Source organism: Streptococcus sanguinis, assembly GCF_019929225.1.
GTDB lineage: Bacteria > Bacillota > Bacilli > Lactobacillales > Streptococcaceae > Streptococcus > Streptococcus sanguinis_J.
Map to the genome: position 1 here is coordinate 38890 of NZ_JAHZPA010000005.1, position 26294 is coordinate 65183.

At 44.8% G+C, this 26294-nt stretch carries 23 protein-coding genes; 4 read left to right on the plus strand and 19 right to left on the minus strand.

Annotated elements, in window-relative coordinates; all coding sequences use genetic code 11:
- Window positions 1–19: 19 nt before the first annotated feature.
- The gene (leuS, locus tag K1I80_RS08560; RefSeq protein ID WP_223313564.1) at window positions 20–2521 is read right to left on the minus strand and encodes a leucine--tRNA ligase; all 2502 of its coding nucleotides are present in this window, start codon (window positions 2519–2521) and stop codon (window positions 20–22) included.
- Between the two features lie 164 nt (window positions 2522–2685).
- Between leuS and K1I80_RS08565 the strand changes: the two genes are divergently transcribed.
- On the plus strand, window positions 2686–3249 hold the full coding sequence (locus K1I80_RS08565; RefSeq protein ID WP_223313565.1) for a methyltransferase family protein: 564 nt from the start codon (window positions 2686–2688) through the stop codon (window positions 3247–3249).
- Between the two features lie 67 nt (window positions 3250–3316).
- Here K1I80_RS08565 and K1I80_RS08570 read toward each other — a convergent pair whose 3' ends face one another.
- The 9 genes from K1I80_RS08570 to K1I80_RS08610 all read right to left on the minus strand — a co-directional run bounded on the left by K1I80_RS08570 (window position 3317) and on the right by K1I80_RS08610 (window position 12383).
- A complete protein-coding gene (locus K1I80_RS08570) occupies window positions 3317–4411 on the minus strand; it encodes a glycerol dehydrogenase (protein WP_223313566.1) in 1095 nt (364 codons plus the stop codon).
- A 45-nt stretch (window positions 4412–4456) separates the two neighbouring features.
- On the minus strand, window positions 4457–5125 hold the full coding sequence (locus tag K1I80_RS08575; RefSeq protein ID WP_223313567.1) for a fructose-6-phosphate aldolase: 669 nt from the start codon (window positions 5123–5125) through the stop codon (window positions 4457–4459).
- 14 nt (window positions 5126–5139) lie between these two features.
- Window positions 5140–7581, minus strand: a complete 2442-nt coding sequence (locus K1I80_RS08580) for a glycyl radical protein (RefSeq protein WP_223313568.1) — start codon at window positions 7579–7581, stop codon at window positions 5140–5142.
- 168 nt (window positions 7582–7749) lie between these two features.
- Entirely contained in the window at window positions 7750–9051 is a 1302-nt protein-coding gene (locus K1I80_RS08585) for a PTS sugar transporter subunit IIC (protein WP_223313569.1), read from the minus strand.
- Between the two features lie 17 nt (window positions 9052–9068).
- Window positions 9069–9380: a PTS sugar transporter subunit IIB gene (locus tag K1I80_RS08590; protein WP_002896658.1), complete on the minus strand. Its 312-nt coding sequence runs from the start codon at window positions 9378–9380 to the stop codon at window positions 9069–9071.
- A 20-nt stretch (window positions 9381–9400) separates the two neighbouring features.
- Entirely contained in the window at window positions 9401–9724 is a 324-nt protein-coding gene (locus K1I80_RS08595; protein ID WP_002896659.1) for a PTS lactose/cellobiose transporter subunit IIA, read from the minus strand.
- 332 nt (window positions 9725–10056) lie between these two features.
- On the minus strand, window positions 10057–10548 hold the full coding sequence (locus K1I80_RS08600) for a hypothetical protein (RefSeq protein ID WP_185773105.1): 492 nt from the start codon (window positions 10546–10548) through the stop codon (window positions 10057–10059).
- A gap of 101 nt (window positions 10549–10649) precedes the next feature.
- On the minus strand, window positions 10650–11621 hold the full coding sequence (locus K1I80_RS08605; RefSeq protein ID WP_223313570.1) for a sugar-binding transcriptional regulator: 972 nt from the start codon (window positions 11619–11621) through the stop codon (window positions 10650–10652).
- Window positions 11622–11639: 18 nt separating this feature from the next.
- Window positions 11640–12383, minus strand: a complete 744-nt coding sequence (locus K1I80_RS08610) for a DeoR/GlpR family DNA-binding transcription regulator (RefSeq protein ID WP_002916109.1) — start codon at window positions 12381–12383, stop codon at window positions 11640–11642.
- 124 nt (window positions 12384–12507) lie between these two features.
- On the opposite strand from K1I80_RS08610, the gene K1I80_RS08615 reads away from it, so the two are divergent.
- Window positions 12508–13284: a glycyl-radical enzyme activating protein gene (locus K1I80_RS08615; protein WP_185755048.1), complete on the plus strand. Its 777-nt coding sequence runs from the start codon at window positions 12508–12510 to the stop codon at window positions 13282–13284.
- Window positions 13285–13354: 70 nt separating this feature from the next.
- Here K1I80_RS08615 and K1I80_RS08620 read toward each other — a convergent pair whose 3' ends face one another.
- The gene (locus K1I80_RS08620; protein WP_223313571.1) at window positions 13355–14224 is read right to left on the minus strand and encodes a glycosyltransferase family 2 protein; all 870 of its coding nucleotides are present in this window, start codon (window positions 14222–14224) and stop codon (window positions 13355–13357) included.
- Between the two features lie 210 nt (window positions 14225–14434).
- Here K1I80_RS08620 and K1I80_RS08625 point away from each other — a divergent pair, with 210 nt between their 5' ends.
- The gene (locus K1I80_RS08625; RefSeq protein ID WP_223311909.1) at window positions 14435–15412 is read left to right on the plus strand and encodes a nuclease-related domain-containing protein; all 978 of its coding nucleotides are present in this window, start codon (window positions 14435–14437) and stop codon (window positions 15410–15412) included.
- A 43-nt stretch (window positions 15413–15455) separates the two neighbouring features.
- Here K1I80_RS08625 and K1I80_RS08630 read toward each other — a convergent pair whose 3' ends face one another.
- The 6 genes from K1I80_RS08630 to K1I80_RS08655 all read right to left on the minus strand — a co-directional run bounded on the left by K1I80_RS08630 (window position 15456) and on the right by K1I80_RS08655 (window position 21718).
- The gene (locus K1I80_RS08630) at window positions 15456–16871 is read right to left on the minus strand and encodes an LPXTG cell wall anchor domain-containing protein (RefSeq protein ID WP_223313572.1); all 1416 of its coding nucleotides are present in this window, start codon (window positions 16869–16871) and stop codon (window positions 15456–15458) included.
- A 118-nt stretch (window positions 16872–16989) separates the two neighbouring features.
- Entirely contained in the window at window positions 16990–17919 is a 930-nt protein-coding gene (locus K1I80_RS08635) for an aldo/keto reductase (protein ID WP_223311911.1), read from the minus strand.
- 9 nt (window positions 17920–17928) lie between these two features.
- A complete protein-coding gene (locus K1I80_RS08640) occupies window positions 17929–19707 on the minus strand; it encodes a glycoside hydrolase family 35 protein (protein ID WP_223313573.1) in 1779 nt (592 codons plus the stop codon).
- Window positions 19708–21069: a PTS sugar transporter subunit IIC gene (locus K1I80_RS08645; RefSeq protein WP_002896670.1), complete on the minus strand. Its 1362-nt coding sequence runs from the start codon at window positions 21067–21069 to the stop codon at window positions 19708–19710.
- 5 nt (window positions 21070–21074) lie between these two features.
- A complete protein-coding gene (locus K1I80_RS08650; protein WP_002898520.1) occupies window positions 21075–21392 on the minus strand; it encodes a PTS lactose/cellobiose transporter subunit IIA in 318 nt (105 codons plus the stop codon).
- An 8-nt stretch (window positions 21393–21400) separates the two neighbouring features.
- The gene (locus K1I80_RS08655; protein ID WP_317627767.1) at window positions 21401–21718 is read right to left on the minus strand and encodes a PTS sugar transporter subunit IIB; all 318 of its coding nucleotides are present in this window, start codon (window positions 21716–21718) and stop codon (window positions 21401–21403) included.
- 204 nt (window positions 21719–21922) lie between these two features.
- On the opposite strand from K1I80_RS08655, the gene K1I80_RS08660 reads away from it, so the two are divergent.
- Window positions 21923–23119: an ROK family protein gene (locus tag K1I80_RS08660; RefSeq protein WP_223313575.1), complete on the plus strand. Its 1197-nt coding sequence runs from the start codon at window positions 21923–21925 to the stop codon at window positions 23117–23119.
- 86 nt (window positions 23120–23205) lie between these two features.
- Here the strand turns inward: K1I80_RS08660 and K1I80_RS08665 are convergent, their stop codons facing one another.
- Both K1I80_RS08665 and K1I80_RS08670 read right to left on the minus strand, forming a co-directional pair.
- The gene (locus K1I80_RS08665; RefSeq protein WP_124764418.1) at window positions 23206–24102 is read right to left on the minus strand and encodes a DUF7916 family protein; all 897 of its coding nucleotides are present in this window, start codon (window positions 24100–24102) and stop codon (window positions 23206–23208) included.
- Window positions 24103–24335: 233 nt separating this feature from the next.
- Window positions 24336–26228, minus strand: coding sequence for a M13 family metallopeptidase (locus K1I80_RS08670; protein WP_223313576.1), 1893 nt, complete (start codon window positions 26226–26228; stop codon window positions 24336–24338).
- Window positions 26229–26294 lie beyond the last annotated feature (66 nt).

Sequence of the window (26294 nt, forward strand, 5' to 3'; positions counted from 1 at the left end):
TAATGCTGTAGCAAACGTATTATTTCACCACGATATTAACCAGTTTATTTGGAACGCTAATCACTTTCACGACTTCTTTGCCGGCGATTTCAGATTTAATTTTCTCATCTGCCAGAGCGATTTCCTGCAGTTCCTCACGGCTCAGATCTTTGGCTACGACTAGCTTAGCACGAACTTTTCCCTTGATTTGAACTACGATTTCGACCTCTGCTTCGACAAGCTTGCTTTCATCATAAGTTGGCCAAGCTACGTAGGAGATGCTCTCGTCTGTTTGAGCTAGTGACTGCCAGAGTTCTTCAGCCAAATGCGGTGCAAAAGGCGCAAGCAATTGAATGAAACCTTTAGCATATTCGACATAGAGTTTTTCTTCCTTGTTGGCTGCGTTGACAAAGATCATGAGCTGGGCAATGGCTGTGTTAAATTTGAGCTCCTCAATCTGCTCTGTGACAGACTTGACTGTTTCATGGTAGACCTTGTCAAGAGCACCATTGTTATCCGCAACGATTTCTTTACTTGTAATCAAACGGTAGACCCTATCTAGGAACTTGCGGCTGCCTTCCAGACCTTCCTCGCTCCAAGCGATGGAAGCATCCAGTGGCCCCATGAACATTTCATAAACACGAAGCGTATCGGCACCATATTGCTCTACTACATCGTCTGGGTTGACCACATTCTTCAAAGACTTAGACATCTTAGCAGGCGCTTGCTCTAGTTCTTCTCCCGTTTCGATGTTGAAGAAAGAACCATCGCGTTTTTCCACCTTGTCAGTCGCCACAAGTGCTCCACGGTGATCACGGTAGCTAGTCCCCAGAATCATCCCTTGGTTAAAGAGTTTTTGGAAAGGCTCTTTGGTCGGAACCACTCCAAGATCATAGAGGAACTTGTGCCAGAAGCGAGCGTAGAGAAGGTGGAGCACGGCATGCTCTGCACCACCGATGTAAATATCAACTGGTAGCCAGGCCTTGAGCAGGTCTTCGTCTGCTAACTTCTCATTATTGTGCGGGTCAATGTAACGCAGGTAATACCAGCTAGAACCTGCCCATTGAGGCATGGTGTTGGTTTCACGGCGTCCTTTGACACCATCTTCCCTAGTCACTTCCAGCCAGTCAGTCAGATTAGCCAGAGGACTTTCACCAGTACCAGAAGGGCGGATATCCTTGGTTACAGGCAAGACAAGTGGCAATTCATTTTCAGGAACAGCTGTTGAAGTCCCATCCTCCCAATGAATGATTGGAATCGGCTCACCCCAGTAGCGTTGACGACTAAAGAGCCAGTCGCGCAGGCGATAGGTGACTTTTTCATTTCCGACACCTTCTGCTTCCAGCCAAGCAACCATTTTTTCAATAGCGGCAGCCTTGTCCAAGCCATCTAGGAAGCCCGAGTTAATGTGCGGACCGTCCTCTGTATAAGCAGCTTCTGCAACATTGCCCCCCTCTAGAACCGGAATAATCTCTAAATCAAACTGCTTAGCAAACTCCCAGTCGCGCTCATCGTGGGCAGGAACAGCCATGATGGCTCCTGTTCCGTAGCTTGCAAGCACATAGTCAGCAATCCAGATGGGGATTTCCTTGCCGTTAACTGGATTGATAGCATAAGCTCCTGTCCAGACACCAGTCTTCTCCTTAGCCAAATCAGTCCGAGCTAAGTCGGATTTGAGGCTGGCTGCGTGTTTGTAGTCTGCAACCGCTTGGGCTTGTTCTGCACTTGTAATGGCATCAACGAGAGCATGCTCAGGAGCCAAAACAGCATAGGTTGCACCAAAAAGAGTGTCCGGACGAGTCGTAAAGACGGTGAAGTCCTTGTCTGTGTCCTTGATCTTGAAAGTTACATTGGCACCGGTTGATTTTCCAATCCAGTTGCGTTGCATGTCCTTGATAGACTCAGGCCAGTCCAGCTCCTCTAAGTCATTGAGCAAACGTTCTGCATAGGCTGTGATTTTCAGCATCCACTGACGCATAGGCTTGCGGACAACTGGATAGCCACCACGCTCAGATGTCCCGTCTGGCAGGACTTCCTCATTGGCGATAGCCGTTCCCAGCTCTTCAACCCAGTTTACTGGCACCTCAGCTTCATAAGCCAGGCCTTCTTCGTAAAGCTTTGTGAAAATCCACTGGGTCCACTTGTAGTAGTTAGGGTCAGTTGTATTGATCTCCCGGTCCCAGTCATAGGAGAAGCCAAGAGCATTGATTTGACGCTTAAAGTTGGCAATGTTTTCCGCTGTAAAGTCAGCTGGGTCATTGCCTGTATCCATGGCATATTGCTCAGCCGGCAGACCAAAGGCATCCCAGCCCATAGGATGCAGGACATTATAGCCCCGAGCCCGCTTGTAGCGGCTGAGGATATCTGTCGCCGTGTAGCCCTCCGGATGCCCTACATGGAGCCCCGCTCCTGACGGATAAGGAAACATGTCCAGCGCATAAAAGTTAGGCTTGTCCTTATCCGTACCTGTCTTAAATGTATGGTGCTCTGCCCAATATTTCTGCCACTTGGGTTCGATTTCTTTGTGATTATAATAAGCCATTCTTTTCTCCATTTTTTGTACTGTTTCTATTATACCATTTTCAAGGAATTTTGAAAGACGGAATCCAGTTTTCACTGACAAAAACTATAACTCATCTCTAAAGCGTTAGTCTCTGATTGACCTCTAAAATTAAAAGTTGTATAATTCTGGCCGGAGGAATAATCATGAATTTACAAACTATTTTCACTTATGTTTTCCTTGTTATTTTTATTAGCACAGAAATGTGGATTAAAAATAAAACTAAGTCAAACAATGTAAACGACTCTGCAGATAAAGGGAGCCGCTACATCATTATCGGCAGTGTTATCTGCTGCTTATTTTTGATAAACGGACAATTTCTCGACTTTGTCCCCCACTTACCCAGCCTCACTATCTATCTTGGAATTCTCATCTCTCTAGCAGGGTTCGCATTGCGGGTCTATGCAGTCAATTATCTCGGAAAAAACTTCACACTGGCCGTTCAGACAACCGATAGTCAACAATTAGTAGACCATGGTCCTTATGCTATTGTGAGAAATCCTGCTTATACTGGCAGTATCTTGTCTATCCTTGGCCTATCGATTACCTCATTAAATCCTCTTACAATCATTATCAGTCTTATTTTACTCATGTTAGGATATAGCATTCGACTTAGAGTAGAAGAAAAAGCTTTAGGCAATCACTTTGGGAAAAATTACGAAGCTTATTGCCAAAAGGTTAGATACCGAGTTTTTCCTTACATCTGGTAATCTCACCAAAAAACAAGCCACATTGTCAACCCTACAGTTGAAAGGTAGCTTGTTTTGTATTTTACTTTTATTTATCCAAATCCCTAACATATTGGTCGACTGCTAGAATGGCACCTGCAATGTCAGAAGCTGAAATCTCAAATGGCATCTGATGGATGGTTTCGCCCTCAATCGTCGCTTGCTGACCAACTTTGAGCAAATCTTCATAGCTGGCATTTTCTAAATGCATTTCTTTCAGAGTTGTCGGCATACCAATCTTTTTATAGAAGCGAATATACTTTTCCAATTCTTCTTTAGGTCTGTTTTCTAAGAAGAGCTGGGTCAAGGTCCCATAGGCAACTTTTTCGCCGTGGGTCAGGTGGTGAATATCGCCTGTGAGAGCTGTAAAGCCGTTGTGGATAGCATGGGCTGCCGCTAAACCGCCGCTCTCAAATCCCACACCGCTGAGAAGGGTATTGGCTTCAATGATATTTTCCAGAGCTGCAGTCACGACTTTCGCTTCACAGGCCGCAATAGCCTGCAGGCCATCTGCAAACAGTGTTTCTTCACACTTCTTCGCAATCGCCACACCAGCCAGACTCTGTCTTTGTCCCAACATGGTAGTGCCATTTTTTTGCTGGACAGCACGCGCTTCTACCCAAGTCGCTAAACCATCTGCAATCCCAGAAGCCAGAAGCCGTTTTGGCGCTCCAGCAATTACTTTCGTATCCACCAAGACGAGTTCAGGGTTTTTACTATAGAAAATATACTTTTCAAAGGCGCCATCTTCTGTATAGATAACAGAAAGTGCTGAAGTTGGGGCATCTGTAGAGGCAATGGTTGGCGCAATGACCACAGGACGTCCTAGTATGTCTGCAATCGCCTTCGCACTGTCAATGGTTTTTCCACCACCTAGACCAATAACCAAGTCTGCTCCGTCTTTTTCAGCCAGAGCAACGACCCGATCAATTTCAGCATCAGAAGCTTCTCCGTTAAAAGCTACATGCAGCACATGAAAGCCATAACGGGTAAGGTAGTCATTGAACTTTTCCCCAACAATCTGGTAAACCATATCATCACAAAGCAAGACTGGATGGCTGCCTAACTGAAGAATCTGTTTTGCATTTTCAAACAGGGCATTTTCTCCCTGAATATAACGAGACGGGCTTGCAAAAATTCTCATAGAACACCTCTTTCTTTTTTATAGATAGAGCATTATATATGCCTTTTAAATGTATTCCTGATTGTGAATTGCTGACCAGTCTGCTGCAAAGTCATCCACTGCCTTAGCGATAGACGGCATGGCAAAGGCTGCTGCAAAGATATCTGGTCCTGCTGTAATAGCTTGAGCCCCATCAGCAAAAGCACGATTGATTTGACCAACATTCTTAAAGGAAGCTGCCAATATTTTGCTGGCGGAATGATCCCGCTCAATCGCCTGAGCCAGCTGACTAATCACAGCATCTGAATCAATATTGAGATTTTCCATGCGGTTATAGTAAGGAGCAAGATAGTCAGCCCCCGCTTCAATGGCTAATAGCCCTTGAAAGATTGTATAAATGGCTGTCGCTGTAATCTTGTAGCCTTCTGCTTTAAGAGTTTTGATAGCTGCCAGCCCAGCCGGTGTGACCGGAACTTTAATGTAGACAGCATCGCCGCATTTTTTTCGAATTTCAGCAGCATCTTTCAAGATTCCCTCATAATCCTTGGCAACAACCTGCACATGGATAGATGGGCCTTCTCCTATGATTTCCCGAACAGCTCGAATCCGCTCGAAGAAATCTATTTTTCCTTCTTTTTTTGCGATGGTCGGATTGGAAGTCACTCCCGCCAAAGGGAGGACTTCCGACCATTTTTTTATCTCCTCTAAATTTAAGGTATCAAGCATGAATTCCATAAATTGGACCTCTTTTACAATGTGTGCTCCGTACGTCCAATAATATCATCTTGCGTCGCCTTGGAAAGCACATTGAAGAAAGCAGAGTAGCCTGCAACGCGAACAATCAAATCGCGGTGTTTTTCAGGATGCTTCTGAGCATCAATCAATGTTTCCCGAGAAACGACATTGTATTGGATATGATAGCCATGCAGACGGTTAAAGAATGTACGAAGCAAGGCAATAAGTTTCACTTTATCTTCTTCCTTAGACAGGGTCTGAGGATTGACTTTTTGATTGAGCAGAACGCCACCTACGATTTCGTCTGTCGGTAATTTAGAAACAGATTTTAATACGGAGGTCGGGCCGTTCTTATCCATATTGTGGGATGGAGAGCAGCCTTCAGCGAGCGGTGTTCCGGCATTGCGGCCATCTGGTGTCGCCAAGGTACCGCGACCTTGACCTACATTGGCTGAAATAGAAGAAGTTCCAGAGTAGCGGATACCGCCAATTGGACCGCGGCCATAGCGGGTATTTGGATATTTAGCGATTTCATCCACATAAATATCATAAGCATCTGTCACTAGCTTATCTGCGTAATCATCATCATTACCATATTTCGGTGCATCATGAATCAACATCTCTTGAATTTCTTTACCACGCTCACCTGCATAGTCCGTTTCAAGTGCATGCCAGAGTTCAGCTGGAGTCAGCCTGCCTTCCTCAAAGACCAGCTTCTTGATAGCCGCCAGTGAGTCTGATAGATTGGCAATACCGACTTGAAGACCGGAAATATAGTCATAGACAGCTCCGCCCTCTTTCAAATGCTTGCCGCGTCCGATACAGTCATCTGTCAAAGCTGAGCAGAGGATATCCGGCACTTCTCTTTCAAGAGATAGGTCGATAGAATTTTCCACGATGACACTCATGCGGGTCAAGTGGCGCAAGGTCTTGTCCCAAGCCGTTTGCAGCTCAGCAAAGCTCTTCATATCTTTAAAGTGACCGAAACTTGGCGCAAAGCGCTTGCCAGATGCTGGATCAATCCCATCGTTCATAGTGATAAGGAGCACCTTAGGGAAGTTCATGTAGCTCATACCTGTACAACGGTAGCCCCATTTACCAGGCACAGCAGTTTCCACACAGCCGATAGCACTGTAGTCGTATGCGTCTTCTTCCAAAACTCCTTTAGCAATAAAGGACGGAATGATGATTTCATCATTATTGAAGGCCGGCATACCGAAGCCAAGCTTCATGACTTCGATACACTCATTCATAAAGCGAGCATCTAAGCCTGCATGATAACGAACGGTCAGATTCGGCTGAGGAAGATGAGTTTGAGCTACAGATTTCAAGACAAGGTAGGAAAGTGGGTTGACTGCATCTCTCTTATCTCTCGTTTGGCCCCCGATTGTCACATTTTGATAAAGGGGACTGCCTGCAGATGAGAATGTGTGGGCCTGACTGCGCACTTTATTAATGGTAATCGTCTTAATCCAGAGATTGGTTAAGCGTTCTACAATGCTAGCTTCTGTCTCACGTCCAGCTTCCAAATCTGCTTTGACATAAGGGTACATGTACTGGTCAAAGCGTCCATAAGAGAGTGAATGTCCGTTAGACTCAATCTGAAGGATACACTGGATAAACCAAACAGACTGAACAGCTTCAGCAAAGGTTGATGCTGGCTCATACGGCACTTTAGAACAGATTCTAGCGATTTCTAAGAGCTCCTGACGGCGCTTAGGCTCTGCTTTTTCAGCCAGCTGATTGGCCAAAGCAACAAAACGCTCCGCATAAGCTTTCACAGCATCCACAACGATGAAAATGGAATCATAAAAGTGGTATTTGTCAATACTAGCCGGATCGGTCAAATTCAAAGCTTCCTTAGCTGCCCGAGCTTTTTCTTCAAAACCTTTCAGTCCATAAGCCAAGAGTTTTTGATAGTTGACCGCCAAGTGGGCGTCCCCAGAGTTCATCTTTCCTTCCATACCAAAGAAGCCTGTTTCCATATAAACCTGAACTTCTTCTGGAAGGAGAGCTCCAGCTCTCGCACGGAGGTTATTATTTTCCCAGAAAGGAGCAATACTGCGGAGCTGCTCTTTGGTTTCCTCTGTAATGTAGAAGACGTCTCCGTCCCGCTTCTCAAAAAGATCTAGTTCATTGAGTACAAACTCTAAAGTATACTCTGGGAAAATAGGCGCATCTTTATTAGATGAAGCTTGATTACCGACAATCACTGTTTCATCTTCAATATAAAGCGTCATATTTTCCAAAATCTCTTTGAGCATGTAAGCGCGCTTCAACACATTTGGTTTTTCCTTGTGTTTATCATAGGCCTTAGTAGCTAGGACAGCACGCTCTGCATCAATATAGGGCTTTTTATTTAAAACATCTTCCCGATACTTATTCATCCGCTCTGTTAAGCTACCAAAATAGTCTGTTTTTATTGTTGTTTTTTCTACTTCTTTTACTTGGATCATTTGGCCACGACCTTTCTTATGAAATTTAATTTATTTCTTTCGTAACTATTGTAACATGCAAAATCCTAGAATTCAATCATTTATAGGCGATTACTGAATTAAAGATTTTTTGCACATTTGTGCCATCCGAGCCAAGAAACTTTTGTGTTTTTATCCATCAAAATCAGATTATTCTTCATTTTTCAACTCGTTATTGTAGGCAATCTTATCCTGAAACTTCACAAATGGGAAATAGACAAAGGCGGACATGGCTAAGATGACAATTTGAATGACTGCCCCTTGCCAGCCAGCGACCATAAAGCCAGAAATGATAGCCGGTGTACTCCAAGGCAAAGTCACACCTGCGAATGGCTGCATAAAGCCGACCGCAATCGCCATGTAGACAATCAAAGCGGCTAGAACCGGTACCAAAACAAAGGGCAGAAACATGACCGGATTCATCACAATCGGAAAACCAAAGACAACTGGCTCATTGACATTAAAGATTGCCGGGAAAGCAGCAACTTTCCCCAGAGCCTTATACTGTTTGGACTTGGCAGCAAAGAGCATGGCCACGACCACTCCGAAAGTAATACCGGATCCCGATAAGATAAGAAAACTATCCAAGAACTGTTGGGTCACAATATGAGCGCCTTGACTAACGGACAGCTTATCTGCAGCAAGCAGGGCCTTATTGGCATCTAGATTTGACAGTAGCAAAGCTGTTACGACACCATTGACAACGGACTGACCGTGGACGCCGAACCACCACAGGAAAGAAATGAAGAAAGCAATACCGATAGCTCCATACAGAGAGCCCGTCAGACCTTGCAGAGGCACCTGAATGACATCGTAAATCATCTCAATAAAGGTACCGCCACCAGTCGCTATCTTGGCAATAATATAAACAATCATTGACAGCAAGAAAATAACGAAAGCAGGAATCATGGCTTCAAACTGCTTGGCAATCGCTTGCGGAACCTGCTCTGGCATTTTGATGACAATATGCTTTTGAATGAAAATCGTATAGATACTGCCAACTGCCAGACCAATGAGAATGGCCCCAATGATTCCTTGACCGCCAAACCAGACCTTGGCAATCGCATCTGCAATCGCCTCACCCTTTTCTGGTATGTAGGAGGATTTCAAAAGGATAAAGAAAGAAGAAAGAGACAACACCCCTGCCGGCAGAGGCTCTACACCGCTGTTCTTGGCATAAGAATAGCCGATTGAAAAACAAGAAATCAGCCCCATAATGGCAAAGGTTCCTGAATAAACCTGCATAAACGGTTCTGTCCAGTCCGTCCCAAACACACCAGCAATGGCTTGATTTAGACCTTCAAATGGTAATTGCCCTACAATCAAGAATAGGCTTCCCACAACTGTAAGAGGCAAAATTGCCAACATACCATCTTTTAAGGCGATAATCCCGCGCATATTGACAAACTTCATAATCGGCGCAATGATTTTTTGAGTATCCACTTTAGACATAACGAAGCTCCTTGATTTTAATGTTTATCCAACAAACTCAAAGCGAGGTTTAGCACTTTTTCACCATCTAGCATACCGTAATCAGCCATCGGAATAACTGCAATCGGAGTATGGCAGCTGTCGCAAATAGCTGTAGATTTGTCTAGTGTATAGGCTACCTGCGGGCCCAATAAAGCGACATCCAGATCCGCTGCATAATCAGCCAACTTAGCCTGAGAGTAGGCTTCAATCTCAGCTTCCAACCCTTTTTCAGCTGCAGCTATTTTCATATTGTTGACCAACATTCCTGTTGAAAAACCTGCCGCGCAAAACAAACCAATCTTAACCATCTTTTCATCCTCCTGATGATTTATTTTTCCCCTTGTAATTCTCTTCTCAAGTCGATGATTTCTTTGATGAGGTTAATCTCTGTAATGCTAGTCATCAAATGATCTTGAGAATGAACAAACAGCGCTGTAATCTCTGTTTTCGTTCCTCCAGCTTCCTGAGCTAGGAACTTGGTCTGCAAGTTATGGGCCTCTAACAGCGCCTTATCTGCCAGCTCAATCTGCTCATCGCATTCTGAAAACTTACCATCTTTAGCTAGTGATAAAGCTTGATAAATATGCTGCTTGGCATCACCAGCGTCTAAGATAAGACCCATGATAATTTGATCTGCTACAATCATTTCCATATGTTACAATCGCTCCTATCTTTATAATTAACAAAAACCTGTTCTTTTGTTTGAAAGTGATTTATTTTTGTTTGTAACTAGAATGTATCACCTTTATCTCAGTACGTCAATACATTATAGAACAAATTAGCTTATTTAAATTTTTTCGCACATTTGTGCAAAAAATAAAAACTCCCCCATAAAGGACAGTTATGTACAGCTTTATGCAACTGCGAATCAAAGGCACTCTATTAGATAAGAACGATAAGCAGATTCGACACAAAAAAAGAAGCAGCAGCTATTCGCTTCTACTTCTTCATATATGCTATTTTAAAAAACCAAAACTTATCTTTTTAAACGGCTTTCTCAATTTCCTTTGCTATTTTACTTTTCCGCAATTTCCTCTGGAGGATGTATTTCAATAAAACAGCAGGATTCAGACTGTAGGATAATTGCCATTTAAAATAATTAATCCACTCGATGATAGCAAAAAACCAAATTGCTAAAGAGATTATGGATGTGGGAAATTCACTGTAATTTAAAATAATTATCAGGGCCCCTACACCTAGTAAAATAAGGTCTAAGATCTTTAGTATTCTGTAAATCTTGCCTGTATATCTTTCAGCAAATCTTGGATTGGAAATCCTTTTTATCAAAATCCACCAGAAAACAGAGCCCTGTATCAAAATAAAACTCAGTACAAACAAGGAGAAAGAAATAGAAATCAAAGCTCCAGTAGTAAGAATCCATTTTTTGAGAAGGAAAAAATTCATCCAAAATACTAGCACAGCGACTAGCTCCCCTGTGGCTAAACTAGTCAATTTTCGTTTCATTGGCTTTTTCAAATCAAGAATCCACCTCCATACATAGCTGCTAATCCACTATTAAAAAATAGAATCCCTAAATTCCGTCTTGGAAATCTCTTGCACCTGAGATTCCACTGACATCAAGAAGTGAAGAAACTCCTATCTCCATCCAAGTCTAGCATTTTTAGAATCGTCGCTTCATCTGTCACCAAATGATTAACATAGCCAGCTCGCAACACTGCTAAGATGGCAGCAGATTTTTGACTGCCATAGGCAAAGGCCAAACTAAGCGGCACCTTTTTCAAATTTTCCAAAGAGATGGCAATCGTTCGATTTTGCAAATGCTGGTAGACCATCTCCCCTTTTTTATTAAAGAAGCGGCAGCAGATTTCTCCAACAGCATCCTGACTCTCTAGAGCAAGAAAATCCTCCGAGGTCAGCATGTCCAGCCATTGGCGATTTCTCGTGTCAACCTGCCCTCCAATACCAACCACAGCCACATCCAGCTCCTGCCAGCTACTTTTCAGATCTTCAAAATATTTAGAAGCCAATATTCCATTTGTCAGTTGCTCGTTCTCCTGAATAATCGTGGAATTCATAAAACGGCAGTCCCCATGGTATTTTCCAGCCATGCTATAGATGAGGGTGTTCACATGATAGCGTGCATGGATATGACTCGGTCCACCTGCCAAAGGAAAGAAATGGACATTTGTCAAATGCTTGCTGCTGGAGTGCTCTACTAAAAGGCTTAAGCTCTTTCCCCAAGAAAATCCCACTTTATCATTGTCTTTAATCAGGCCGCGCAGCATACCCGCAGCAGCTTGAGCCAACCTCTCTTCCAAGTCTGCTGGAGATTCATCTACTAAGTTACTGACAATTTCGATTCCCTTGAGCCCATATTTTTCTTTTACATAGTTTTCCAAATGAAATAAGCGGGTATCAAAGTCTTCAATCTCAATCTTTACAATACCTTCTTTTTTAGCTTCTGCCAGCATTCGGCTGATAGTGGTGCGATAAATCCCTGTCTCAGCCGCAATGTCAGACTGGCTTCTTTCTTCTAGGTAGTAGAGATAAGCAATTTTTGCCAATAGTTTTTTTCTTTCATTTTTCATCTTATCTCCTTCTCTCTGCTAGATTAGAGTCAGTTTGATATCCGCAGCTTTCAAGCGCTCAACAGCTTCTTTAGGAATCGCCTTGTCAGTCACCACTTGAGCAATCTGCTTGAAGCCGAATCTCTTAACTATTCCTTTTCTGGTAAACTTACTTGAGTCCGTCAAGACAATCATCTGGTCAGATGCCTCTGACATATACTGCACAACCTCACTCCGCATCAGATCCTTGCCTGTAAAGCCTAGATTTTCATCATAGCCATCTGTTCCGACAAAAGCATGTTCTACGTGAAAAAAGCGGATCATTTCCTTGAGAAGAGGCCCTACTGTCACTTGAGAATCTTTCTGAAATTCTCCGCCCAGTAAGATAATTTTACAAGAATCAGTTTGTTTTATATAATCCGCAATAAAATAAGAATTGGTAATAATCTTGACATTCTTTTTCGTTCGGCAGATTTCCTCAGCTAGTAAGGCACAGGTCGAGCCTGATTCGATCATAATGGTTTCATTATCCTGAACGATTTTTGCCGCTTCCTGAGCAATCCGGCGCTTGGTATCATAATGAAAGGAAAGCCTGACATTCAGATCATCGCCGCTATTTAAAACAGCATAGCCATGCTCTCTGCGCAACAGACCTTTGGTTTCCAGCTTATCCAAGTCTTTGCGAATCGTTACTTTGGATACTTTTAAGCGGTCAGACAAAGTATTGACATCGATTCGTTCAAATTCAGATACTAATTTAACAATTTCATCTAAACGTTCCATTCTATCACCTCTGCTATTATTGTAACAAAAGACGTCTTAAAAATAAAATAAAAATAACTTTCATTCGTAATTGTTTTTCTTTCTAAAATAAGTTATAATGATTGTATCCAAAGGAGGCCTGAGTATGGAAACAACAAAAGGAATTATTTTCAACATCCAACATTTCAGTATTCATGATGGACCAGGGATTCGTACAACGGTTTTCCTCAAGGGCTGTCCTCTGCGTTGCCCTTGGTGCTCCAATCCAGAATCACAGCAATTCAGACCCGAGCCTATGCTGGATGCTACTACCAAAAAAAGCATCACTATGGGGGAGGAAAGAAGTGTCGAGGAGATTATCAACGAAGTCCTAAAAGACAGAGATTTTTATGAAGAATCTGGTGGCGGCCTAACCTTATCTGGCGGAGAGATTTTCGCCCAGTTTGAATTTGCCAAGGCCATTCTCAAAGCGGCTAAGGAAAAAGGGATTCATACCGCTATTGAAACAACTGCCTTTGTAGAACATGAAAAATTCGTGGATCTCATCCAGTACGTTGATTTTATCTATACAGACCTGAAACATTATAACTCTGTCAACCACCGCAAGGTGACTGGAGTAAAAAACGAATTAATTGTTCAGAATATCCACTACGCCTTCACTCATCAAAAGACGATTGTTCTGCGCATTCCTGTCATTCCAGATTTTAACGACTCTTTAGAAGATGCGGAGCAGTTTGCGACTCTGTTTAATGAACTATCCATCGATCAAGTCCAGCTGCTGCCTTTCCATCAATTTGGCGAAAATAAATACAAATTACTTGGCCGAAAGTATGCCATGGAAGATGTCAAGGCCTTGCACCCTGAAGACTTATTTGAATACCAAGATGTCTTTTTGAAGCATGACATTAATTGTTATTTTTAGTCTTTAATTTTCAAACACTAAAAAACAAGCCACGCTGTCAACCCTGCGGTTGAAAGGTGGCTTGTTTTGTTTATTCTCCAAATAGTTGGAGTTTGCTTTCAATTTCCTGATAGACCAGACTAGACTGCATACCGACAGCTGCAGCGCTATCGCGACAATACTGGAGCAAGAAGGTGTAGTATTTGTAGTAGAGGCTCAGGTCATAGCCTAGCTTACCTAGAATGGCTATCTGCTCCTCAAAACCTACAATCAAGTCTCGGAACCACTGCTCATTCCAAGTCATGGAGATGCTATTTGGCCGCAAGCGATAGTAATAGAGCGGTTCATTGAGATAGATTATCTTGTCTGACTGAAGATAAAGCTTATAAGTCGTGAAGGCATCTTCGGCCACTCGGCCGACTGGATAGCGCACTGTATCAAAGAGCTTACGCTTATAGAGCTTGGCCCAGGCACAGAGAAAGACACCGTCTAGCATGCGCCGTCTAGGGTACTCCTCAATCATCTCTTCTCGCGTATAGAGGGTTTCAAAATGCTCTGTCGAATAGTAGAGGAAGGCTGAATCCTCAGCACGGAAACTACAGTGGTGACCAATGGCAATGTCCGCATCATACTCCTTGAGCTTTTCATAGAGGCGGGCAACATGCTGCTCAGGCAGCCAGTCATCCGAATCCACAAAAATCAAATAGTCTGCACTAGAGTGCTCAATCCCTGTGTTGCGGGCACCGGACAAACCTTGATTGTCCTGATAAATGAGACGAATCCTCGCATCCTGATCAGCTAGCTCTTGGCAAATCTGACCAGAAGCATCTGTTGAACCATCATTGACTAGAATAATTTCCAGATTTTGATAGGTCTGACGACAGACGCTGTTCACACATTCTGCTAAATACTGCTCAACATTGTAAACAGGGATGATAACACTGATTAATTCCTGAGACATGATAACTCCTATTCTTTTCCTGTCTTTTTATTATACATGATTTTTTAGGTTTGTGAGGTGTTTTTGGAAAATAAGTTTTTAAAGGGTAGTTTCCGTTTTTTAGACATATTTCAATCTATTGTTCAATTGCTGTGTTTTTACACTTATAAAAATCTTCCGTCCTTTATTTTGTGCTATACTCGAATTAGGGATTTTAAGGGAGATTAGGAAATGTTTGGATTCTTTTTCGTTGCATTTGTGGCTGTCTTTGGCATCGTCTTTTTTATCAGTTATAAGCTACTTGAAGACAGGGAAGATACGGACTCGGATTGGTCATCCAGCCAAAGCCCAGAGCCTGACTATTTCCAGCAAACCCAGACTGCCCCTTGGGAACTCAAATATAACAAGGGAAAACAGGGAGAGTACCAGCTTGGTCAGGTCTTGAACCAGCTCTATGGCTATAAAAAGATTTTGTACAATCTCTATATTTTCAAAGAAGATGGATCTACCACTGAGATTGATGCCCTGCTGATTCATCCATCTGGAATTTACATTTTTGAGTCAAAAAACTACAAGGGCTGGATCTTCGGCTCAGAAAACCAGCAATACTGGACTCAGGTTCTTTCCGGAGGCCGCGGAAAATCCTACAAGAATTCTTTTTTCAATCCCATTATTCAAAATAAAGTCCATCTCAAATGGCTCAGCTACTATCTCAACCAATACACGCCAAACCTATATTCCTATATCGTCTTTGGCAATGACTGTCAGCTTAAGGAAATCCATCTAAACAGTGACAGGCATAAGGTTATTCAGACCTGGCAAGTGATTGGGGCAATTGACCGGCAGGCCTGCCAAAGTCCAGTCTACCTGTCGTCTGAGCAGATTGACGACCTCTATCGTATGCTGCTACCTTTGACCAAACGAAAGCAGGTCATCAAAGAGCGCCATATTAACAGCATTGCCCAGAATAAACAGCGTAGAGAAGCAGAAAAGATCTGCCCTCGCTGCCAGCATAGATTGGTGCTCCGTACCGCATCCAAGGGTTCTAGGGCTGGTCAGCAATTTTGGGGCTGCTCCAACTTCCCAAGATGCCGCTTTACTCAAAAATACCAAGAGCCTGTCTGCAGTCCGCCCGCTGCGCAAGCACCTAATTTTGGACAGCCTGTCGTGCAAAACCTAAATCAAACACAAAGCAACAGCAGATTCTAGCTGTTGCTTTTTTGTAGATTATTTTTTTCTCTAGCTTGCAAAACTAAGATTTTTTCTTCAGGCCAAGGAAGGCAGCACCAAGCCCTAAGAGCCCGAATCCCAGCAAATTGGCCAATAGACTGCTTTGGCTGCCGGTCTTAGGCAGTTGTTTGGAAGAAGCTTGTTGAAGAGTTGGCTGTTGAGACGCTGCTTGAGAATCCGTCTGGCCGCTTGTTTTGTAGGTCAGATTTTCCGCTTGGCTACCCTTTGGATCAGGCCTTGCAGGGGTTGGCTGCTGAGCTTGATTTTGGGCGACCTGCTCCATATCGGCCAGCGGCACGATACTCTTCATAAATACATCTTGTGAAATGGCCCTTTCTTCGACTGCATCTTGAATACCAGTGAGGCTGACAAAATAGTAACGCGCCCAATCCTTGGTCAGTCGCTGAATACCAGCCAGACCAGCTCCTGGATACCAGAGCGGCTTACTCACTTCCTCAGCAAACTTCCAGTCACCGCCAACTTGAATACCCAGCTTGGCATCTGGGTCAGATTTTTCAGAAATACGAGCTTCTACGGAAACTAAAACAGCCCGAATGGTTTGAGGATTTGGAATATCACGGGCCTGATCAGAACCCCAGTGGGCAACCCGATCCTGCTTAGGTAATACCTCAATAGCTGTTCCACCGCCAGTCAAGGCTTCCTGCCGTGCATCTTCTACATAGCTGGACATATTGCCCTTGAATTGAGCAACCCATTGAACCCCTTGAGGGTGATCTACAATTTTCTCCCAGACATTGGAGTCCTTCCGGAGCACAAAAGCCTGCATGTTACGAATATCCGCCCACGCATTGCTGGCCTTATTGTCCGTCATTTCCATCACAACGCCCCAAGGATCAAATTCATTCATCCATTTGCCGCGTTCCTTGTTAAAGACAGCCTGTGCTTCTTCGTCGGTCATCCCTTCGCCTTTATAAGCTAGGTAGTACCAATCAGCCGCTGGGTCATAAGTCGGACGGCCGCCTAACACGACGGCTCCGCCATTAAATTGGCCAAGACCGCCATTAGGACCTCGCTTTTGACGCTCTCCATTTTCTTCAACGACATTTTCCTCCGACCAAACCCAGACATCCCCTTGATTGGCTCCCATCTGAGCAATGGCACGCTGTTTCTGCTCATCAGACATGACCTGACTGGCTGGCAGCTCGCTAGCGGCTGCAGCTGATTCGGCCTGATTTGCAGGAGCTGTTTGGGGTTCAGTTGGAGCTGGATTTTCAGCCTCAGGACTTGCTTGCGCCGTCGAAGAAGCCGGCGTTTCAGCCACTGCGGCAGGGGCAGGCGCAACATCTTCTGCTTCAACTCTTGAGACAGCTGTAAAAGCTGCTAAGGACAAGAGGGAAGCACATAGCAGCAAGCCGCTCCCATACTTGGCAGCAGAAGCAGATTTTGCTAGGGCTTGCCAAGAAAACTTATTATTCATATCATTCTCCTTTCATAAGGTGCAGAGTCGAGCTTAATCAATGAAATATGCAGACCGATTCGGTGCTCTTAGGCTTCATTGATTCTGAATAACAAATAATCTCCCTGCAAAAACAAGCTTAGGGCAGAGGATTCCCCGCGCTCTTGTATATCTTATACCAGTCAGCCCGAGAGAGCTCAATATCAAAAGCAGCCACCATTGAGCGAATTCGCTGCGGATTCATGGAGCCAACAATCGGCTGCATTTGTGCCGGATGACGCAAAATCCAGGCGAGAACTAAGGCTTCAAAAGAAACTTGATAGTCTGACGTAAAGGCATGCAGAGTTTCTGTAAGCTGAGTATATTTAGGATGCTCCATAAAGAGTCCCTGGTTCAAGTCGACCTGAAATGGTGACCAAGGCTGAATCGTGATATGATGCAATCGACAATAGTCCAGCACACTACCATCTCGAACGATTGCTAAAGGATTGAGCATATTGGCATTGAGCCCAGCATCCAACATCGGAGTATGGGCTGGACCAAACTGCAGTTGGTTGGCAATCAAGGGCTGCTCCACACTCTTCTGCAGCAGCTCAATCTGATAAGGATTTTGATTGCTAACTCCGAAATAGCGAACCTTCCCAGCTTGGTGCAGCTGTGAAAAAGCCTCAGCTACCTCTTCTGGCTCCACAAGAGCATCTGGCCGGTGCAGGAGGAGCACATCCAGATAGTCCGTCTGCAAGCGCTCCAAGCTGCCTTCAACCGAGCTGATGATATAATCCTTAGAAAAATCAAAATGGTAGTTGGTGTGAACATCCCGCAGTCCGCACTTGGACTGGATGAATACTCGGTCCCGGGGAATCTTAGCTGAGCGAAGAGCCTGCGCAAACTTAGCTTCAGACTGGCCGCCAGCATAGACATCTGAGTGGTCAAAGAAATTAATTCCCACTTCTACCGCTGTTTCAAGAACAGAAACGACCTCTTTAGGATCATGCTCTGCCAGTCGCATGCAGCCCAAAATCAGCTGACTGGCTCCTTCCAGTTCATTTCCGACTGTCATATATTTCATCGCAACACCTCATTTCTTATAGACCGGATGGTCAAGCAAGGTCAACTCTTCAATCTTGACATTTTCAGTTTCAAAGACGATAAATTCATTCTTTTCCTTAAGCAGGCCAGACGGCACATAGAGATAGTGAATCGGCCCTTCATTCCAGTAGCGGCCTAGGTTGAAGCCGTTGACCGAAATACAGCCTTTCCCATACTTAGAGCAGTCGATGAAGGTATCAGCGATATCATCCAACTCTACTTCAAAGCGATAGAAGGTCGGTGCTTTGACTTCCTCCGGTGGAGCTGAGTAGCAGTCTAGCTTGGCCAGCATTTCCTGGTCAAACTTGAGCGCATAATGCTTCCAGCCCTTTCGGAACTGGTGGTTAATCATGATACCACCCTTGACTCCCTTGGATTGACTGGGTGCGCCCAGCTTGTAACCATAGTTGACACGCCCCATATTTTCTACCAGCACATCAATCTGAATCCGCTCTGTATCAGCTGAGAAGAGCATCTCATCACCGATTTCTTCCCGATACTGGGTAGCCAGGTGCTCCTGATTGATATAGAAATGACAGCGGTCATGAGTCTCCAAGGCCTTGAGCCTTTCCTCATGGTATTGATTTTTGATATCGGAACGGTAGAGGATATAGCCATGATTCTGCCCAATCTGCTCCATAGGCTGCGGATAATCCAGCAGAATTTCCTCTGTGATATCCGCTGCCACATCCAGCAGGTTTGCAGTCCCAAGCAGTGGAAAACTGCCATAGGCCTTGGCCTGTCGGCTAATAGGCTCCATCTGCTCAAGCTCTGGAAAGACCTCGTGGATCACCCGCTGAACAGCGTAGTATTTCTCGGTTGGGTGCCCCCACTCAGTAATGGGTGCGTCAAAATCATAGGAGGTAATCTGCGGCAAATCCTTGGTCTTTCGTGCCGAACAGCCGCTAATAAAGCCAAAGTTTGTCCCACCTCTCAATAGGAAGAGGTTCATGCTGCCCAGCTGCAGCATTTCTTTGACATCCTGGGCCAAATCTTCGGCTTCACGCCGAACGATTTCCTCGCTCCAGCGGCTGAACCAGCCGTCCCAAAACTCGGTACACATAAGCGGCCATTTCTTGCCATAGCGCTCCATGAAAGCTCGCAGATTATCTGTATTTTCCTTGGGCTGAGATCCGAAATTCCCCGTCACAAAAATATCATCCTCAATCAAGGTCCCAGATTCCAAAGCCTCTATCCATGTCCCATCAGAAGTAAAGAGGGGAACCGTAACGCCACGTACCTTCATCATCTGCGCAATGCTACGCATGTAGGCCTTGTCTTCGGCGTAAGAACCGTATTCATTTTCCACCTGCATCATGAGGATAGGACCGCCTTGATCACTCTGATAGGGCAGAAGCTTGGGAAATAGCCAGTCATAGAAATGACTGACCTTTTCCAGAAAAAGCGGATGATTGACCCGCAGGCGCATCGAAGGATATCTCAAGAGCCAAGCCGGCAGGCCGCCAAAGTCAAACTCTGCACAGATGTAGGGCGTCGGACGGACAATGAGATAAAGCCCCATCTCCTCAACCAACTTGAAGTATGCTTCAAAATCCAGCATGCCCTCTGCCTGAAACTGACCTTCCTGAGGTTCATGCAATGCCCAAGGAATATAGGTTTCTACCGTATTAAAGCCTAAAGCTTTAAGATTGTAAAGGGTATCTCGCCACTGGTCTGGATGAAGCCGGAAATACTGAATAGCTCCCGATAAAATCTTAAAAGGCTTGCCATCCAGGTAAAATTCTTCTTTAATTTCAAATTTTGCCATCTATCCAAGCTCCTCCTGTTTATCTGCCATCTTGACAAAGGGCAGATATATAGCGGTCGAAATAGCGATGTTAACCAGCGAAAGAATAATTGCCCGCCAGTCGAAGGCTGTCGCAAAGAAACCGTAGAGAATCGGCGGCATTACCCAAGTAACGTTTTGAGTAACCGGCGCAACCAAGCCCATAGAGGTTGCAAAGTAGGCTACTGTTACCATGACCATTGGCGTCAGGACGTATGGAATAAACATAATTGGATTCAAAACGATTGGCAGACCGTACATAACCGGCTCACCGATGTTGAAGACCATTGGGAAAATTCCCAACTTAGCCACTTCGCGATAGTGCTTGTTCCGAGATTGCCAGAGAATGGCAATGGCAACACCAATCGCATCAAACCAGACAAAAGCACCGAAAGAATTATCCGTCCACATGTAAGGAATCGCATGCCCAGCCTGATAAGCTTCCAGATTAGCCAGCATGGTCACACCAAATAGACTAGCCATAACTGGCGCCAGCACATTACCACCGTGCAGTCCGAAGAACCAGAAAATCTTATTGAGAAAGACAATGAGCAGTACAGCCCAGAAGCTTTGAGACAAGCTGAGAAGCGGTGCCTGAAGAATCTTGTAAATCCAGTCAATCAACAGTTCTCCTGTCACCAGATTAAAGAGATAGGTCGCAATTCCCACGACATACATGGCAATCGCAGCCGGAATGATAGACAGGAAGGGCTTCATGATAGCTGGCGGAACAGAATCTGGAAGTTTGATCGTCCAGTTACGATTCATGACCTTACAGAAGATGATGACAGATACAAAACCAATTAGAATAGCAGTAAAGTAGCCACGCGCACTAATCTGGTCACCGGGAATGACACTGTTAATCGTCACAGACAGATTACTGCCGTCAAGTTTTAGCTCTGGGAGTTTTGAAATTGCCTTACTCAGCCCTGGTGTTTTGCCAGCTAACTCAAAGGTTTTAGTAACTGATCCACCAATGGTAATGATGTAGGAAGCAACAGCTACCAGACCGGCAGACACCTTATCAGTATTGTAAATTTTAGCGATATTGACCCCGAAGGTAAAGAGGAACAAGAGGGTAACGATAGGAATACTGCCCTTGAATACCAGCCAGTTAATATCAATCAGCCACTGGAAGGTAGAGGAAATCCAGGTCCAGCCGAACTGCCCTGGCAAGTCAGATAGAAAGGCGTTGACCATGAGGGCGAAAGAGCCCGTCATAATCACAGGCATGGTTCCGATAAAGGAATCCCGCAGGGCAACCAGAAATTTTTGGTTGCCGATTTTATTGGCAATAGGCATGAGACGCGCTTGCCATTTATCAACCAAACTACTCATCTGCATTTCTCCTATTCATCAAATTTTTTATGTAAATCAACAATCTCCTTTGCCAAATCAACAAAGGCGATACTGGTCATGAGATGATCCTGTCCATGCACCATAAATAAACTAAGTTCTGTCTTTTCTCCTTGTGCCTCCTTGCTCAGCATTTCAGCCTGAGCATGATGGGCTTGCAACAGGGCCTTCTGAGCCTGACTCAGCCTCTCCTGAGCTCGGTCAAAGTCCTGCTTTTTAGCTGCTGCAATGGCTTCGATAGCACAAGACTTGGCCTCTCCGCCATACATAATGAGGGTCATAGCGACCTCTAAGGAATCTTTATTTTCCATAGTAGTACCTACTTCATGAGCGACTCTGCCAGATCCAGGACCTTATCCCCCTTCATCATTCCGTAGTCCGTCATAGGGATAACATCGACCGGAACGCCTTTTGAAGCTAATTTTTCCTGTAAATCCTCCAACAGATAGCGGACCTGAGGTCCCAGCAACAGGACATCAACCTTTTTCTCGCTTAGATAGTCTTCTGCTTCTGACACTGGCACCGCAAATATCGTCGCAGCCAAGCCGCGCTCCTCTGCAGCTTTCTGCATTTTATTGACCATGAGACTGGTGCTCATCCCAGCCGCACAAACTAACATAATCTGTTTTGTTTCCATTGGCATCCTCCTTTATGAATCTGACCTAGCCTGCAACGACGCTTGCTATTTATTTTTAATATATAAACAAAAACCCAAAAAAAGAATATTTTTCACCATGTTATTAATATTCTATAAACATTATAACTATTTTTCTGTACTATGTCAACGCTTACATTTGAGATTTCTAGCTTTTTTTGATAGTATAGCAGCAGAGGAAACAAGATGACACGAACTAGAAAACAAAACGAGCTAAGGGCAACTGTTCTGGATCAGCTCTATGCCAAACGACCGATTTCTCGGATTGATATTTCAAAAGAAACTCAGATTACACCAGCCACGACTGGCAGTATCATCAATGAACTGATCAAGGAAGGCTTGGTGCTGGAACTGGGCGAGCTCAATGATGAGAGCGTAGGCCGCAAGAAAACCCTGCTGGATATTGCACCTCATAGCCGCTACTATCTGGGTTTTGAGATTTCTGAAAAACAGCTGGCCATGGTCATCGCTGATAATACCGGTGAGATTGTAGAAAGCAATATTCGGACTTATCAGATCGAGGTGACAGGCGGGCCGTCTGACCAGGAAATCATCCGGCTGATTCAAGATTTTCTGAAAAAGAACAGCAAATACTCCATCTCAGCAATTGCCCTCGGGCTGCCGGGGCATGTGAATCTCTCTGAGAGTGATTTTATCATTTCTAAAAATCCCCACTGGGGACAGATTAACCTGCAGACTATTCAAGAAGCCTTTGACCTTCCTGTCTACTTTGCCAATAAGTCCCACTGTTTGACAATGGCTGAACGCCTCTTTAGCTATCATCCTACAGACAGTAATTTTATCGTCTATCATGTCGCCAGAGGTATTCATTGCTCTTACATGTACAAGGGCAGCATTTACAGTCAGGAAAATTATCTTATCGGGGAGGTGGGGCATACCGTCATCAATCCTGAAGGCGAGCGCTGTCCTTGCGGTAAGCACGGCTGCCTGCAGGTTTATGCCAGCGAGAGCGCTCTGATTGATAAAGCAGCTATCCTGTATCAGGCTTCCCAGACCTCGCTCTTAAAGACCCTTGTAGAGGATGCTAATGACATTGATTTGACAAGTCTGATGACCGCCTATCGCTTAGGAGACTTGGGCAGCATTGAGTTGATTCATACTGCCTGTCGCTATCTGGCCATTTCCATTTCCAACCTCTGCCAGCTTATTGATAGCGAAAGGATTTATCTGGACGGCCAGCTCTTCTCTTATCCGGTGATTGCCGAGCAGGTTCTGGCTCAGTTAGAGCAGGAAGTACCTCTCTTTCCAAAGCAAAAACAAGCAGAGATTGTCATTATCCCCTACTCTAAATACAGCATTGCCCGCTCTGCAGTCAGCCTCTGTGTCTATCATGAATTTTTAGATAAAAAAGGAAACCTATAAAGGCCGAGACAAGAATCTCGGTCTTTTTTTACAAAAAAGAGACAGGCTTTCTAGGAGCTTCCCCCTTAAAAGTCTGTCTCATTTTACTATCTATTGATTGAGCGTGAAATCATGGAAATGGTGTGGCGCTGTCCTCTGAGAGCCTTGCTCATGGCAAAGATATTTTCAACCGGAGCCAGACAGCCGTAGCCTGAATCTCCGATATGCTGGATATCTACACCGCAGATTTTGTTACGGATAGCCATTTGCTTGACAATATCCTCATCAGCACTCTCTTGGCTGGTACCGATTGCACTCATAACCAGAGCCCCCTTTTGATGGGCCAGTCGGACAATCTGCTTCAAGTCCTGCTCATCAAAGCCTGGTACACTGCCGACTGCCGGTGCTAGGACAATATCAACACCAGCTTCGATAAATTGAGCGATTGCTTCCAGGTCTGCTACCGGCTCATCCACACCTGAAGCATGCATTTTACCTGCAATCAACAGGCCTGAAAAATTCTCCTTGACCACTCGAATGGTGTCAATAATGGCTTGATTGGTGACACCAGTCCCCGGATTACCCGTCAGACAGATAAAGTCAACGCCCAGCTCCTCTGCTCGCTGAATAGTCGCTAGACTAGCCTGACGCCCCTCATTGATGATCAGGCGTTCTCCTGCCATCTGGGCCTGACTGTCCACCGGCTCTAGATTGATACCGATAGGACGACCCACCAAGCGGTGCAGCTCCTCAACAAAATCTTCCTTGGCATCCAGACCAGCTACAAAAGGCTGGAATATATCAATCCCATTCAACAGAATCAAGTCAGCACCAAAAGACCGAGCAATCTCTGCATTGGTCACATCACCGATATAAGATTCTTTAAAAGCTACGTTTTCAGACAGGATAACGCGGCCCTCACTGGCCTTGATGCTCTGTTTCAGCTCCGGCGCAGTCATATTTAAAATTTCTGAAGCATTTGAACTAATGAATCGTTTTACCATAAGAACATCTCTTTTCTTTATTATTCATTAATAAACACTTTGAAATCTATTCTATTTGGATATTTTGTTTGTTTTTTGCTATCAACTACAGTATAGCACAAGGTTAGATAAATGTAAACGCTTTATATTTTCTTTGACAAAATAGCCTGCTTTCACAAACAAAAGCAGACTATTGAAACGAACTCGATTATTTTTGAACTGAGCAGGATTCGATAAGTACTCTTATCTCCGCATCACCAGATGACCACCCGCTCTTCTGGGCTCCGCCACATGCCATCTCCCTCTTTCACATCAAAGGTTGTAAAGAAGTCGTCAAAGTTAGGCAACTGCACATTGGTCCGAAGTTTGGCTGGCGCATGGACATCAACGCTTGCCAGAAGCTTCATATACTCTTCGCGTCCCTTCATCCGCCAGATGCGGGCAAAGTTAGTAAAGAATTCCTCAGCAGAGAAATCCGCTTCTTTCTTGGCTGCTTCTAGGGCTGCTGCAATGCCGCCAAGATCAGCCACGTTTTCTGAAACGGTCAGCTTGCCATTGACCTTAGCACCATAGGAATCCTGTCCTTCGAACTGGTCAATGACCTTTTGAGTCCGCTCGGTAAAGGCTTGATAGTCGTGCTCCGTCCACCAATTGTTGAGGCTGCCATTTTCATCAAAGGAAGCGCCATTGGTATCAAAAGCATGAGAAATCTCATGGGCAATGACCGCTCCGATACCACCGTAATTAGCTGACGAGGACTGGTGCAAGTCATAGAAAGGTGCCTGCAGGATAGCCGCTGGAAAGACAATCAGGTTTTTCTGTGGATTATAGTAGGCATTGACCATATGGGCTGGCATTCCCCATTCCTTGTAGTCCACTGGTTGATTCCACTTGCTCCAGCTATAAGCAATATCAATCTGGCTCAGCTTCTGAGCATTTTCAAAGAGAGTCAGATTTTCATCTACAACCTTTCGAGAGTAACGCTCAGGAAGCTCATCAGGATAGCCAATATAAGGCTTGATGGCATTGAGTTTGACAATAGCCTTGTCCCGATTTTCTGGTGTCAGCCAGTCATTCTGGCTCAGGCGGTTTTTGTAAACTTCAATCATCGTCGCCACTTTCTGCTCCACATCAGCCTTGGCTTCTGGCGAGAACTTCTGACCGGCATACCAGAGACCGACAGCTTGATTAAAGGGACCTTGGGCCAGGTAAAAGGCTGCTTTTTCCTTGTCCTGAGCCTGAGGAGTCCCTGATAGAGCACGATGATAAGCTCCTGCTAAGACACGGATGTCATCCGTTAGATAAGGGGTCGTATTGCGGACCGCAGAGAGAATCAGCAGAGCATGGAGTTTATCCCAGTTAGCAGCTGTATAGATATCCTTAGCTGCTTTCCAGAAGCGTTCCTCAGGCACAATGACCTGGTCGGGTTCTTGACCGATTAACTTGGTGAAAATATCCGCCAGAGGCAACTCTGGTACCAAGGCTTTGAAATTATCCCACTTATAAGGATGGTAGAGCTTAGCGTACTCAGAGCTTTCTTCACTAGACAGAACATACTGAGCAAAAACAGCATCCAGCTCCAAGATCTTGTCCAGAAGATCCTTGATTTCCTCTTCCGCAAAGTCAAATTTTGCCAGCAAATCTTCCTGAGCCTTGCGCCATTTCGCAAGGAGGTCCGCCTTCTGCGGATGGTCCTCCACATAGTAGGTCGTGTCTGGCAAAATGGTTCCCGGTCCGTCTGCCCAGAGAACATTGATACGGGCATCCATAAAGTCAGGCGCCACACCAAAGGGGAAATAAGTCGGCTTACCAGCCAGCTCGAAGTCAGCAATCTTAGAAGCATATTCTTCAAAAGATGTTAGGTTGCGAATTTCATCAATGTAAGCACGCGCAGGCTCAATCCCAGCTGCTTCCCGCTTGTCATAATCCGCTGCCAAGCGATGGTAAGCAACAAAGTTCTGCAGAATGTCATCTTCTGGCACTCCATCGCCAGCCAACCATTTGTCAGTCGTGGCTAGCATAAGATCTTCAATCTCATCTGCCAAATCCATGAAGCCGCCCGTCACTGGCTTATCATCAGGAATGACCGCCGTCTTGGCCCACTCACCATTAACCGCATCATAGAAATCATCTTGTAGTCGTGTCATCTTCTTCTCGCTTTCATGCTTTTGATATAACCTTATCAAAATCTACTTGTTTTTTCAAACATTTCT